Genomic DNA, 13,407 nt, shown 5'->3' on the forward strand with positions numbered 1-13,407 from the left:
TCTCGACGCCCGCGGCGTCTTTCTTTTTCCGTGACGCGGCGGTGCCGGGCCACTATATGCGGGGCAATGACGACCCCGATCCAAACGATCCGCGACGACTTTACCCTGCTCGACGAGTGGGAGGACCGCTATCGCTATGTGATCGAGCTCGGCGAAGGCCTGCCGCCTTTTCCAGAGGCGGAGCGCACGGCCGCGAACAAGGTGCCCGGCTGTGTGAGCCAGGTGTGGCTCACCACCGAGCAGGGCACGGGCGCCGATCCGGTGATCAGCTTCCAGGGCGATTCGGATGCCCATATCGTTCGCGGCCTCGTCGCCATCATGCTGGCGTTGTTTTCAGGCAGGCATGCAAGCGAGATCCAGAGCACGGACGCCGAAGCGACGCTGAAGGAGCTCGGGCTGGACGAGCATCTGTCGCCGCAGCGCGCCAACGGCCTGCGCTCGATGGTCAAGCGCATCAAGCGCGACGCGGAAGCGGCGTTGAAGCAGACGGCCTGATCCGGGCCGACAACCACAAAGCAAAACGGCGCCGCAAGGGCGCCGTCGAGCTGCTTGAATGAGCAGAAGCCGTCAGCGGCCCTTGCGCTTGCGGCCCAGACCCATCTTCTTGGCCAGCTGCGAGCGGGCGGCCGCATAATTGGGCGCGACCATCGGATAGTTGGCGTCGAGGCCCCACTTCTCACGGTACTCTTCCGGCGTGAGATTGTAGTGGGTCATCAAATGCCGCTTCAGCGACTTGAACTTCTTTCCGTCCTCGAGACAGACGATGTAGTCGTCATGGACGGAGCGCTTCGGGTTGACGGCCGGCTTCTGCTTCTCGGCTGACGGCTGCTCCGGCGAGCCGCCCACACGGCCCAACGCGGCATGGACGTCGGCAATAAGGTTCGGCAGTTCCCCGACCGGCACCGGGTTGTTGCTGACATAGGCGGCGACGACATCGGCGGTCAGCTCGATCAGCGCATCACCGTTTTTCGAAGGTGTTTCGACGATTTCCATAGTGCTAAGGCCCCAACGAGAGTTGTTTCTAAAACTGCGCCCTTTTTTCTGGATCGGGCATCGCGCGAATTTCATTCAGGAAAGGCTCTGAGATTCGCGTCGGTTATCTTAATGACGCCGCATTGAAAGTAAGTCAATTCGCCTAATGATTTATATTGGTCGATATTCATCAAATATTGCCGATTCAGCTTCAAAAATTCGTGCACCGTGTAACTTCGCGGGATTTTTCTGGCCAGACCAGCATGCCATGACGTTGCGTCATCCACGTGTTAGACATCCGATCGCCACTCGACACGGCATCCAATGCTTGGCCAATGCTTGGGTGCCTGTTGCGCCGCTACAACGAATCCTGCGGCGTAACGAAGCGCAAGGACGTCGTCTTGCCGGCCGGATCCGATAAGGCGGGGTGAACGATGTTTCCAAAGCGCGTCCCGATCTTTCAGATTCGCTCCATGCGCTTTAGGTTTTTGATTTTACGCACGTCTTCATCCCGAAACCGGTTCCCACTTTCGGGAGACACGCTTTAGTAGGGCGCGATATATTTGCCGTAGACCCAGCCGGTGACGAAATGACCGTTCTGCGCCGGATCGTGCCAGACCTCGCACCAGCGATAACGGATCGCCTGGCGCTGCTTCCATTGCGGCTGCCGGGCGATATCGAGCAGGTTTACGCCGCCGGTGCAGCGGCCGGTCATCTGCAACACGGTGCCGTTCGGATAGGCGGCCTGTTTTTGCGATGCGTTGGACGGATACTTTCGCGCATTGAGCGTATCGCCGAATGGAATGCCCGCCACTTGCCAGGCGGCAAAGACGGTTGCATGAGACTGACTGGAAAAAGCCAGACCTGCCGCGAGGGCGGCAACAGACATTGCGGTAGAAACACAGGATTTCATCTTTCCCCCTTCGACTTAGCTTCTAAAGGCCATCTTGAGCCGCGCCCCTTGAACCGCCGCTGAGCGGCGTGTTCATTCGTCATTCAAGCAAATTCCGCAGCGAGACGTAATGACCAGAGCTTCCGCCTTGACTTCCGCCTTCCCGGCCGCCAGCCCGCCGGCCCCTGAGAAACATCCGGTTTCCGACACGCATCACGGCATCACCCGCAGCGACGACTATGCCTGGATGCGGGCCGACAACTGGCAGGCCGTATTCCGTGACCCTTCCCTGCTCGACGGCCGCATCCGCGCTCATCTCGAAGCTGAAAACGCCTATCAGGCGGCACTGATGGCGGGCACGGCGGACCTGCGCGGCAAGCTGTTTGCCGAGATGAAGGGACGCATCAAGGAAGACGATTCGACGGTGCCGATGAAGGACGGCCCCTATGCTTATGGCTCTTCCTTCCGGCTGGGCGGCGAGCAGCCGCGATATTTCCGCACGCCGCGCGACGGCGGCACCGAGGAGATCCTGCTCGACGGCGATAAGGAGGCCGAGGGCAAGGCCTATTTCCGACTCGGCGGCGTCGATCATTCGGGCGACCACGGGAAGCTGCTGTGGGCCTTCGACGACAAGGGCTCGGAATTCTTCGCGCTGCGCGTGCGCGATCTCGCGAGCGGCAAGGACCTTGCCGACCAGATTCCGGATACGGGCGGCGGCGGGGTATGGGACGCCGGCGACGACGGCTTTTTCTATACCCATCTCGACGACAACCATCGCCCGTCGAAAGTGTTCTTCCACGCGCTCGGCGACAAGCCAGAGAACGACCGGCTAATCTATGAGGAAACCGATCCGGGCTTCTTCATGGATGTCAGCGGCACGCGCGCAAACGACTGGATCATGATCGGCATCAACGACCATGAGACTTCGGAATACCGCCTGCTGCCCGCCAATGATCCATCGGCCGAGCCGAAGCTGGTGGCGGTGCGCGAGACCGGACTGCAATACGACCTAGAAGAAGGCGGCGACATCTTCTTCATCCTCACCAATGCCGACGGCGCCAAGGACTTCAAGATCATGACCGCGCCGGCCGGCAACCCGGTGCGCGCCAACTGGCAGGAACTGGTGCCGCACGAGCCCGGCCGGCTGATCCTGTCGGTGCTCGGCTTCAAGCATCACATGGTCCGGCTGGAGCGCAAGGACGGACTGCCGCGCATCGTGGTGCGCGAGCGCGCCAGCGGCGAGGAGCATTTCATCTCCTTCGACGAGGAGGCTTTCTCGCTCGGTCTCTCCGGCTCCTACGAATACGACACCGAGACGATGCGCTTCACCTATTCGTCGATGACGACGCCGGCGCAGGTGTTCGACTACAACATGCGCAGCCGCGAGCGCGTGCTCTTGAAGACGCAGGAAGTGCCCTCCGGCCACGATCCGGAGCACTATGTCACGCGCCGGCTGATGGCGCCGGCAGCCGATGGCGAGCTGGTGCCGATCTCGCTGCTATACCATCGCGACACGCCACTGGACGGCTCGGCGCCCTGCCTGCTCTATGGCTACGGCTCCTACGGCATCACCGTGCCTTCCGCCTTCAACACCAACTGCCTGTCGCTGGTCGACCGCGGCTTCGTCTACGCCATCGCGCATGTGCGCGGCGGCAAGGACAAAGGCTATGGTTGGTATGAGGACGGCAAGCGGGCGAGGAAGATGAACACCTTCACCGATTTCATCGCCTGCGCCCGTCACCTCGTCGCCGAGCGCTACACGCAGCATGACCGCATCGTCGCACAGGGCGGCTCAGCCGGCGGCATGCTGATGGGCGCGATCGCCAACATGGCGCCGGAGGATTTCGGCGGCATCGTCGCCGAGGTGCCCTTCGTCGATGTGCTCACCACCATGCTCGACGCCAGCCTGCCGCTGACGCCGCCGGAATGGCCGGAATGGGGCAATCCGATCGCGTCCGCCGACGACTATGAGACGATCGCGGCCTATTCGCCTTATGACAATGTGGCGGCGCTCGACTACCCGCCGATCCTGGCGCTGGCAGGCCTCTCCGATCCGCGCGTCACCTATTGGGAGCCGGCGAAATGGGTGGCGAGGCTGCGGGAGCGCAAGGCAGGCGGCAATCCGGTCCTGTTCAAGATCAACATGGAGTCCGGGCACGCCGGCGCGTCCGGCCGGTTCTCGCGGCTGGAGGAGATCGCCTACATTTACGCCTATGCCTTGAAAGTGACCGGCAAGGCCTGATTTTCCACTCGCAATTGCAAGGCTCGCGCGCTAGGCAATGCGCCGTCGTTTTTTGGTCGTAGCCATTTCGGGCCGCGCCCCGATACATCCGCAGGGTTCATCATGCTGCTCGTCGACGTCTATCTCGACAAATCGCCTATCCAGGGCATCGGCGTCTTCGCCAAACACCGCATCACGCAGGGCACATTGATCTGGAAGCTCGATCCAAGGTTCGATCGACGCATTCCCATAGAGACCTACGAGGGCGAATCCGGCCCGGTGAAGTCCTATCTCGACCGCTATTCCTATCCTGACCGGCGCGATCCCAACTTCATCGTCTTTGAGGCGGATGACGCCCGCTACATGAACCACGCGGACGACCCGAACTGCGATATCTCCTCTCCGGAAGAGGCCTATGCGTTGCGCGACATCGCGCCCGGCGAGGAACTGACCTGCGACTACAACCACTTTTTCGAGAACGGCTTCGACTTCCTGGGCGACCGCCACCCATAAAGGTTAGCTCGCCGGCTTGCGCGCCGGATAGCCGTTCGGATGCGGTGGGACAGCCTTGAGGTAGGCGGCGATCGCGGCGCGGTCGTCGGCGGTCAGCTGCGCCGTGTTGCGCTGCACCTCGACCATGGCGCCGCCAACGGAATCGAACTCCGGCGTGAAGCCGGTCTCGAGATAGTTGGCGATATCGGCTTCCGACCAGCTCTTGATGCTCTTCCCGTCGGGGGTGATGTTGGGCACGATGCCTGAGCCTTCGGCGGCCACGGCGCCTGCCAGCCACTCGCCCTTGTTGACACCACCAGCGAAGTCACGCGGCGTGTGGCATTCGCCGCAATGGCCGGGCCCTTCGACCAGGTAACGGCCGGCCAGCACCTTGCCCGGCGCGCCGTCGGGCAGCGCGATCACCGGCTCGGGGCTGAGATAGAGACGCTTCCACAGGCCGATGCCGCGGCGGATGGTGAAGGGGAAGGACAGCTTGTGATCCGGCGCCTTGCCGGCAACCGCCGGCAGCGTCTTCATGAAGGCGTAGAGGTCGGCGATGTCGGCCGGCTTCATGCGCGCGTAGGAGGCATAGGGAAAGGCCGGATAGAAATGCTCGCCGGAAGGCGAAACGCCCTTGAGCATGGCGTTGGCGAAGTCCTCCTCGCTCCAGGCGCCGATGCCGTCCTTTTGGTCCTGCGAGATGTTGGGCGGAACGAAAGTGCCGAACGGCGTCTTGAGTTCCAGGCCGCCGACAAGCTCGAGGCGGGCGTCGCCCTGAGCGCCCGGCTTGGCGTGGCAGGAGGTACAACCCCCGGCATAGAAGATGCGCTTGCCTTTGGCGGCGTCCCCTGGGCCGAGTTGCGCGACGGTGCCATCGTCCAGCCTGACGGGCGCCGACAGGACCCAGCCAGCAGCGCCCGCGGCGCCGCCAAGCACAATGACGGCGCCGACAAGCTTCCTCAACCAGGCCATCGTCAGGCGATCAGCTCTTCTTGATCCTGTAGCTCTGATGACAGGCGCCGCAATCGCCACCAAGGGTGTTGAGCTGCGCCTTCAGACCATCGACATCACCCGGCGGTGAGGCGACCGCTTCCTTGGCGTTGGCCAGGAACTTGTCCTCGGCGGCCTTGAAGCCGGTCATGTCTTCCCAGATCTTCGGCGCGGCCGTGGTGTCGCCCTTGTCGGAGCCGGCCGGGAAAAGCTTTTCGGCATCGAACTTCTCGGCATTGGCCTGCAGGGCCTTCAGCGTCGTCAGCACGGCGGCCGCGTCGAAATCCTCCTCGCCCTTGACCACCTTGGACAACTGGCCGGCGAGCTTGCCGCGCTCCTTCATCAGGGCCTGGCGGTCCTGAATCGGATCGGCAACAGCGACCGAACCGGCAAAGGCGAGCATAGAGATGGCGAGAACAAGCTTTCTCATTCAATTGGCTCCGTGGATGAAGAGATCAAGGGACTGAACGTTAACGGGCGTCACAGTGAGATTATTCCCCTTCGCCGTCACGATTTTGCTGGCTGGCCGGCAGTTTCTCCTGCCCGAAAAAGAAAAGCCCCGGCATGCCGGGGCTTTTCATCAAAATCGGTCAGCCTTTAGCCTTTTCATACAGCTCCAGGACGTGGTCCCAGTTGATCAGGCTGTCGACGAAGGCCTCGAGGTATTTCGGCCGCGCGTTGCGGTAGTCGATGTAATAGGAGTGCTCCCAAACATCGACGCCGAGGATCGGCGAGCCGCCATGGACCAGCGGATTCTCGCCATTCGGCGTCTTGGAGATCTCGAGCTTGCCGTTCTTGACCGAAACCCAGGCCCAACCGGAACCGAACTGGGTGGTGCCGGCGGCGATGAAATCCGCCTTGAACTTGTCGTAGCCGCCGAGGTCGCTGTCGAAGGCCTTCTGCAGCGCGCCCGGCAGCTTGTTGCCGCCGCCACCCTTCTTCATCCACTTCCAGAAATGGATGTGGTTGTAGTGCTGGGCGGCGTTGTTGAAGAGCCCGGCATTCTTGCCGAAGGACTGCTTCACGACCTCTTCGACCGACAGGTCGCCCAGCCCGGCTTCGGCGGCCAGCTTGTTGCCGTTGTCGACGTAGGCCTTGTGGTGCTTGTCGTGGTGATACTCCAGCGTCTCCTTCGACATGTAAGGCTGCAAGGCCTCATAGTCATAAGGCAAAGCGGGCAACTCAAAAGCCATGGATGGTACTCCCTCGAGGAAAAAGTCCGGTGATATTACCGAGCTAAGATAGGTCTGGAACGGATCGGGGCAACTCCGGAAATGGAGCGCCGAGCGACTTTTTAGAGCAATTCCGGGAAAAGTGCGAAACGGTTTCCGCCCGGAATTGCGCAAAACAAGGAGATGGAGCGGCTCGCCGTTTCAGCGAAAAGGTGAGCAGCTCCGGCGGCTCAAGCGGCGGACGTCGAATGCGCCCATTCCCAATAGAGCTCGCGCGCCTTCTTGGCCACAGGCCCGGGCTGCAGGTCGCGGTTCTCGATGCGGGTGACCGGCACGACCTTGGAGTGGTTGCCGGTCGAGAAGATTTCGTCTGCTTCGAGGAAATCGCGGACCGACAGCGTCTTCTCGGTGGTCCTGAAGCCGTAGTCGCCCAACAGGTTGATGGTGCGCGACCGGGTGATGCCCGACAGGAACGTGCCGTTCGGGGCCGGCGTCATCACATGGCCGTCCTTGACCAGGAAGATGTTGGAGGTTCCGGTCTCGGCGACATTGCCCAGCATATCGAGCACGAGCGCGTTGTCGAAGCCGCGATTCTTGGCCTCCAGGATGGCGCGGCCATTGTTGGGGTAGAGGCAGCCGGCCTTGGCGTTGGTGGGCATGGTCTCGATGGTCGGCCGCCGGAACGGCGAGACCGCGATCGAAAAGCCGGACGGCGGGATCATCGGCGCTTCGTAGAGGCACAGGCAGAAGCGGGTCGAGTCGGGGTCGGCCGGCACGCCCATATAGCCGCCATGCTCTGCCCAATACATCGGCCTGATATAGACCGCCGTTTTGCCGTCGAACTTCTTCAGGCCGTCCCAGGTCAGGCCGACGATCTCTTGCGACGTCATCGTAGGCTTCAGGCCAAGCGCGGTCGCGGACGCGTTGATGCGAGCGGAGTGAAGCTCGAGGTCGGGCGCGACGCCTTCGAACCAGCGGCCGCCGTCAAAGACGCTGGTGCCAAGCCACATGGCATGGCTGCGCGGCCCCAGTACCGCGACATTGCCTTCATACCAGTCGCCGTCCACATAGGTCCAAGTCGCGGTTTGCGCCGCTGCCGCCAGTGTCATGTCTGCCGTCCAAATGAGTGATTTCGGGCTGGCATAGGACGATGCTTTGAGGGCCGGCGTCAACCGACATGGCCGAAAATCGTTGAGGCCAGCGGCACTTACAGAGCGTCGCCCGATACAGATCGGGCAACGCTCTGTAAGTCCTTTCTTGATGCATGTCGGTTTCCCAAAACCGCGACACACTTTTGGACGACATGCATTAAAGCGCAATCAGCGCTTGCACGGAGCGCATCCTCGCCTCAAAACTCTAGTCATGCATCATGCGGCCTATGTCTTCGACGCCTATGGCACGTTGTTCGACGTGCACGCCGCCGTGCGCCGCCATGCCGGCGAGATCGGCCCGGACGGCCAGTTGCTGTCGGAAATCTGGCGCGCCAAGCAGCTCGAATATTCCTGGGTCAGGACGCTGATGGGGGGCGCTTACGCCGATTTCTGGCAATTGACCGAGCAGGCGCTGGATTTCGCTTTGCGCAAGGTGCCTTCGGCCGATCCGGCGTTGCGGACGAAACTGCTCGAAGCCTATTGGCGGCTCGATTGCTATCCGGAAGTGCCGGCCGTGCTGAAGGCACTCAAAGCGTCGGGCGCGAAGCTCGCGATCCTCTCCAACGGCTCACCCGAAATGCTAGACGCGGCGGTCAAATCCGCGGCGCTCGACCAGATCCTCGACGACGTGTTTTCGGTCGACCAGGTCAAACGCTTCAAGACCGATCCGTCGGTCTATGACATGGTGGTCACAGGCTGGCGGCTCTATCCGGGCGCGGTGTCGTTCCAATCGTCGAACCGCTGGGATGTCGCCGGCGCGACCAAGTTCGGTTTCCGCACCGTCTGGATCAACCGGACCAACCAGCCGGACGAGTACCGCGATTTTCCGCCAGGGCTTATCCTGCCTTCGCTCGAGGGCCTCCTGGCGGGCGTCTGAGACGCTTGGGCGACGCCGCTTTGCACGCACGGCCACATTCGCCAGACACATCTTTTGGTTGCAAACCGCACGTGGCCCTATCATACATGGGACGATCAACAGTTCCGGGGGGAATGGGGGTGTTCTCAAGCGCCGACAACGTCGTGTCCTTCAGCCTTGATGACGTTCCAATCCAGCATCGCGAAGCGTTCATCCGCGATGTATGCGGGCGCACCCAGAGGCGGATGGAGGTTTCGCCGCACCGGGACCATACGCTCAAGTTCGATGGCACGACCGTGCTTCTGCCCGACATGATGTGCACGAAAGGGTCGGTTTCCCTCATGGCATGGGAACGGACGACCGAATTGATGGATGACGGCAACGACGACATCATGCTGTCGTGGAACAGGGGCGGTTCCCACGTATCGGTGCCCGGCCGGGGCGATTTCGCAGCCCGGCCAGCGGTTCCGGCGCTGCTGGCGCTCGATCGCCGTTTCTCCGTTTCGACCGAAGATTCGACCTGGTCGATGGCGATACAATTCAAACGTTCGCTGGTGACGCCCTTCGTCAGGAACCTGGATGACATCCGCCCCGATTACATCGACGGCAGCAATCCGGTGCATCGCCTGCTGTTCAGCTACCTCTCGTCGCTGTCGCCGGACACGGCACCACCGGCACTGACCCCGCTGATTGCCCGGCATGTCACCGACCTGCTCGTCCTTGCCCTGGGCGCGCGCCACGATACCGCGTCGTCGGGTGTCAGGGCGGCGCGACTGGCCGCGATCAAGCAGCACATTTCCAGCGCGTTTCATGAACCGGGGCTGAACGTCGAGCAGGTCGCGCGCAAATTCGCCATCAGCACGCGTTATATCCGCCAGTTGTTCGCCGCCGAAAACACTAGTTTTTCCGATTACGTGACGGAGATCAGGCTGGCCTATGTCCACAGCTGCCTGATCGACCGGCGGCAGGTCTTGCGGCGTATCGCCGACATCGCCTTCGAGGCTGGCTTCGTCGAGCCTTCCACCTTCTACCGCCAGTTCAGGCTTCACTACGGAATGGCCCCGAACGACGTCCGCCATCTGGCGATGACCATGGGCCTGCCGGAAAAATAGAGTATTTCCAGAACGAACTGATGCAATTTTGCAAATGTTGCAAGGGCGGGCGATGCCTGTTCCTCTATTGCGACAAGCACTTCCGCGCCGTCCACACGTGGCGGCGGTTTATCTGGTAGCGGTCGTCAATGGGCAGCAGAGGAAGCCCGGATGAATCGTCTTTCAGATGAGGAAGCAACTGTATGAACTCCTTTTCAATCTCCACATTCGTCGCGGCGTTGCTCGTCACGACCGGAGCGGCAATCGCAGCCGATACCGTCGTTTCCGAAGCGCCACCTGCACCGCCCGAGGCCCCGGCGGCGTTTAGCTGGACAGGCTTTTATGTCGGTGGCTTTGGCACCCTGGCCGTCGGCGACATGGAATATGGCACAAGGCAGATTTTCGCGGATGGCAATCCGCCGCCGCAAATCGGCAATTTCGACGTTTCGGCCAGCGGATTTCTGGGCGGCATTCAGGCCGGCTACGATTGGCAGATGAACGACAAGTGGGTGGTCGGCGCCGTCGCCGACATCGCGGGGTCGAACTATTCCGCCTCGATCACGGCGTCCTCCAACGGCGTCGAGTTTCTCGACGGCGAATCGAAGCTGAAATATCTGGGCACGGTGCGCGCCCGCGTCGGCTACGCTTGGGATCGCGCCCTGCTCTATGCGCATGGCGGTCTCGCTTATGGCAAGACCGAGCACAGGTTGGACCTTGGAGGTACGAACGTCTTCAGCGAGAGCCAGACGCGCACCGGCTGGACCGTGGGCGCGGGCGTCGAATATGCCATCACGGATCGCATCTCGTTCGGCACCGAATATGCCTTTGTCGATCTCGGCGCCAAGCAGATTCTCGACAATGGCGAGGGCTTGACGATCAACGACGACGTCGATCTCCATACGCTCAAGGCCTTTGTCAATTTTCGCTTCTGACGACTCTCACGCGACTGGCGATCAGCCTGGCCGGTAGAGAGGGGCGGATGGTTCCAGGTCGGACCGACCTGGAACCATCTGCCCTTTGCAATAAAATATCACGACCGAGGCCGGCATCCGCATCGGGCGCTCGGGCGCCGTCCAGGCACACCGCAGAATTCTCCCCCTACCCTCGCCTGAAGACCTCCTGACGGAGGTCTGACGCCGCTGTTGCCGCAGCGCAACAGCTGTGGCGCGGTCACAGCTTCGCCTTTTTCTGTCCACCCTCAGGCCAGAATTGGAACCGCCTATCGCCGCCGACTGTTATGAATGTCGCCTGCGACGTGCCCGCGGATTCATGCTTTCTTGCGAATTAAGACCTAGAAAAGGCAACCATGTCAGACGCTTCCTTCCGCATCAGCCGCCGTGGCTTCCTCAATTTCACAGCCCTTGGCGCTGCTTCGGCCGCCGTATCCGCCTGCGCCACCACCGGTCCGGCCCCTGCTCCCATCCAGCCCCCGCCACCCACCCATGTCGAGCCGCCGCTCGGCGATTACGAGACGATGTATGGGGCGATGTCGGACAATGGCTTCGACCTGCCGGCCATCCCGGTCAACAAGATCGATCACAAATTCTTGCGCCAGATCGTCCCCGATCCGACCGGACAGCGCCCGGGCACCATCGTCGTCGATACCACCGGCCACTTCCTCTATCTGGTGCGCGAGGGCGGCCAGGCGATCCGCTACGGCGTCGGCCTCGGCCGCGCCGGCTTCGAATGGTCGGGCGACGCGGTCGTGCAATGGAAGCAGAAATGGCCGAAATGGACACCGCCGGACGAGATGGTCGCCCGCCAGCCGGAACTGACGCAATACAGCGCCAAGAATGGCGGCATGCCCGGTGGCCTCAAAAACCCGCTCGGGGCGCGTGCGCTCTATCTCTTCCAGGGCAACCAGGACACGCTCTACCGCCTGCACGGCTCGCCCGAATGGTGGTCGATCGGCAAGTCGGTGTCCTCGGGCTGCGTGCGCCTGATCAACCAGGACATCATCGACCTCTACGATCGCGTGCCGACCAAGACCCCGGTCGTCGTGACGGCCAATGTCGGCGCGCCGGAAGAGGACATGCCGGAGCACAAGGCGATCCCGATCGATAACGGCGTGCCGACGGGCTCGATCCTGCTCGGTCCAGTGAAGCAGCTCACCAACGAGATTTTCTGAACGGTTGGCTTCCTCAGCGGTGCTCGGCCAAAATGGTGGCCAGCACCGCAACGCCACGGCGCAACGCCTCCGCCTCAAGCCCGGCGTAGCCAAGGATAAACCCGGCGGTTTCCGGCCGAGGTCCGCTCGGATCATAAAGCGGCGACACGGGATAAAGCCCAATCCCGGCGTCTCGCGCGGCCGCGATGATCGCCGGTTCGCGCCCGGCATCGATGCCATTCATCCAGGCGACGACATGCAGGCCGGTATCGGCCCCGGCGATGGCGACCCTTGGCCCCAGTCGATCAGTCAACGCCGTTAGCAGCATGTCCCGGCGCTCGGCGTTCTTCCTGCGGATGCTGCGCACGTGGCGCTCATAGGCGCCGCTCGACAGCAGCTCGACCAGCACGTCCTGCTCCAGCATCGGAGCATGCCGGTCGGTCAGGCGCTTGGCCTCGCTGAACGCCCGGCGCAGGCTGGCGGGAACGACAAGGTAGCCGAGCCTCAAGGTGGGCGAGAGCGTCTTGGACAGTGTGCCGACATAGATGACGGTGTCCGCGTCGAGTGCCTGCAGCGGCGGAATGGGGCTGATGTCGTGGCGGTATTCGCCGTCATAGTCGTCCTCCACGACATAGGCCCCCGTGCCGGCGGCCCAGGCCAGCAGCGAACGCCGCCGCGTCGCCGAAAGCACGCCGCCGAGCGGAAACTGGTGCGAAGGCGTCACATAGGCGAGACGGGCCGGCGGCAGCTTTTCCGTCCTTAGCCCATCCGCGTCGACAGGAATGGGGATGGCAATGCCTCCCGCCGCCACGAAGGCGTGGCGTGCCAGCAGATAGCCGGGGTTCTCGATCACGAAGGGGTCGCCGGGATCGAGCAGCAGGCGCGCGCAAAGGTCCAGCCCCTGCTGCGAGCCATTGACGATGACGATCTGGTTGGTCGTGCAATTGATGCCGCGCGCCCGCCAGAGATAGGCCTGAAGCGCGTCGCGCAGAACGGAAGACCCCTGAGGATCGCCATAGCGCAGCCGCGCGGGGCGCCGCAGGACGGCCTTGCTCGACGCCCGCCGCCAGGCCAGCACCGGGAAGTCCGCCCCGGACAGGTCGCCATAACGGAAATCCGCAATCCTGGCCGGCTGCGCCAACGCCGTCGGAGGCAGGGCCAGCAACCGTCGTGCGAAGGCCGAGAGGTTGCGTGGCGAAGCGGCTGCGACGGGCGCTTCTCCCGACGCCTTCTCCAGCCCGGGAGCGACTATAGCACGCGTGCCATGCCGGATGATCAGATAGCCTTCGGCGTCGAGCTGATTGTAGGCGGCTGTCACCGTGGTTCGCGAGGCACCCCATTCGGCGGCAAAGGCCCGCGTCGACGGCAGGCGGTCGCCCGGCCGATAGGCGCCGCTGTGGATCTGCTCCTTGATCGCCGCGATGATCCGCCGCGCGACGCCGTCCGGCTCCAACTGGACCACA

14 protein-coding genes are annotated in these 13,407 nt (G+C 62.6%); 7 read left to right on the plus strand and 7 right to left on the minus strand.

The features are described from left to right. The first annotated feature begins 66 nt into the window (after positions 1–66). A complete protein-coding gene (locus tag RFM41_RS04900) occupies positions 67–495 on the plus strand; it encodes a SufE family protein (RefSeq protein ID WP_320246562.1) in 429 nt (142 codons plus the stop codon). A 72-nt stretch (positions 496–567) separates the two neighbouring features. Here RFM41_RS04900 and RFM41_RS04905 read toward each other — a convergent pair whose 3' ends face one another. Together RFM41_RS04905 and RFM41_RS04910 are read right to left on the minus strand one after the other, a co-directional pair. Continuing rightward, entirely contained in the window at positions 568–993 is a 426-nt protein-coding gene (locus tag RFM41_RS04905) for a Ros/MucR family transcriptional regulator (protein ID WP_027164827.1), read from the minus strand. Between the two features lie 523 nt (positions 994–1,516). Continuing rightward, positions 1,517–1,885, minus strand: a complete 369-nt coding sequence (locus RFM41_RS04910; RefSeq protein ID WP_320246561.1) for an SH3 domain-containing protein — start codon at positions 1,883–1,885, stop codon at positions 1,517–1,519. Positions 1,886–1,994: 109 nt separating this feature from the next. Between RFM41_RS04910 and RFM41_RS04915 the strand changes: the two genes are divergently transcribed. Beyond that, on the plus strand, positions 1,995–4,106 hold the full coding sequence (locus RFM41_RS04915; RefSeq protein WP_320246560.1) for a S9 family peptidase: 2,112 nt from the start codon (positions 1,995–1,997) through the stop codon (positions 4,104–4,106). 102 nt (positions 4,107–4,208) lie between these two features. Further along, positions 4,209–4,598, plus strand: a complete 390-nt coding sequence (locus tag RFM41_RS04920) for an SET domain-containing protein (RefSeq protein ID WP_320246559.1) — start codon at positions 4,209–4,211, stop codon at positions 4,596–4,598. A 3-nt stretch (positions 4,599–4,601) separates the two neighbouring features. On the opposite strand, the gene RFM41_RS04925 is transcribed toward RFM41_RS04920, so the two are convergent. From RFM41_RS04925 to RFM41_RS04940, 4 genes are all read right to left on the minus strand, one after another. Further along, positions 4,602–5,549, minus strand: a complete 948-nt coding sequence (locus RFM41_RS04925; RefSeq protein ID WP_320246558.1) for a cytochrome c — start codon at positions 5,547–5,549, stop codon at positions 4,602–4,604. 10 nt (positions 5,550–5,559) lie between these two features. Further along, positions 5,560–5,997, minus strand: coding sequence for a c-type cytochrome (locus RFM41_RS04930; RefSeq protein WP_320246557.1), 438 nt, complete (start codon positions 5,995–5,997; stop codon positions 5,560–5,562). 160 nt (positions 5,998–6,157) lie between these two features. Next, entirely contained in the window at positions 6,158–6,760 is a 603-nt protein-coding gene (locus tag RFM41_RS04935) for a superoxide dismutase (RefSeq protein WP_320246556.1), read from the minus strand. Between the two features lie 209 nt (positions 6,761–6,969). Continuing rightward, on the minus strand, positions 6,970–7,848 hold the full coding sequence (locus RFM41_RS04940; protein ID WP_320246555.1) for a branched-chain amino acid aminotransferase: 879 nt from the start codon (positions 7,846–7,848) through the stop codon (positions 6,970–6,972). A 253-nt stretch (positions 7,849–8,101) separates the two neighbouring features. On the opposite strand from RFM41_RS04940, the gene RFM41_RS04945 reads away from it, so the two are divergent. The 4 genes from RFM41_RS04945 to RFM41_RS04960 all read left to right on the plus strand — a co-directional run bounded on the left by RFM41_RS04945 (position 8,102) and on the right by RFM41_RS04960 (position 11,965). Continuing rightward, positions 8,102–8,767 carry a haloacid dehalogenase type II gene (locus RFM41_RS04945; RefSeq protein ID WP_320246554.1) on the plus strand — a complete coding sequence of 222 codons (666 nt, stop codon included), beginning with the start codon at positions 8,102–8,104 and terminating at the stop codon, positions 8,765–8,767. Positions 8,768–8,886: 119 nt separating this feature from the next. Further along, positions 8,887–9,858: a helix-turn-helix transcriptional regulator gene (locus RFM41_RS04950; RefSeq protein ID WP_320246553.1), complete on the plus strand. Its 972-nt coding sequence runs from the start codon at positions 8,887–8,889 to the stop codon at positions 9,856–9,858. Between the two features lie 182 nt (positions 9,859–10,040). Beyond that, complete coding sequence (locus tag RFM41_RS04955) at positions 10,041–10,769, plus strand: outer membrane protein (RefSeq protein WP_320246552.1); 729 nt, start codon at positions 10,041–10,043, stop codon at positions 10,767–10,769. Positions 10,770–11,143: 374 nt separating this feature from the next. Then, positions 11,144–11,965 carry a L,D-transpeptidase gene (locus RFM41_RS04960; RefSeq protein ID WP_320246551.1) on the plus strand — a complete coding sequence of 274 codons (822 nt, stop codon included), beginning with the start codon at positions 11,144–11,146 and terminating at the stop codon, positions 11,963–11,965. Between the two features lie 13 nt (positions 11,966–11,978). Here RFM41_RS04960 and pdxR read toward each other — a convergent pair whose 3' ends face one another. Continuing rightward, complete coding sequence (gene pdxR, locus RFM41_RS04965) at positions 11,979–13,406, minus strand: MocR-like pyridoxine biosynthesis transcription factor PdxR (RefSeq protein ID WP_320246550.1); 1,428 nt, start codon at positions 13,404–13,406, stop codon at positions 11,979–11,981. Position 13,407: the final 1 nt, after the last annotated feature.

Source organism: Mesorhizobium vachelliae, assembly GCF_033977325.1.
GTDB classification, from domain to species: domain Bacteria; phylum Pseudomonadota; class Alphaproteobacteria; order Rhizobiales; family Rhizobiaceae; genus Mesorhizobium; species Mesorhizobium vachelliae.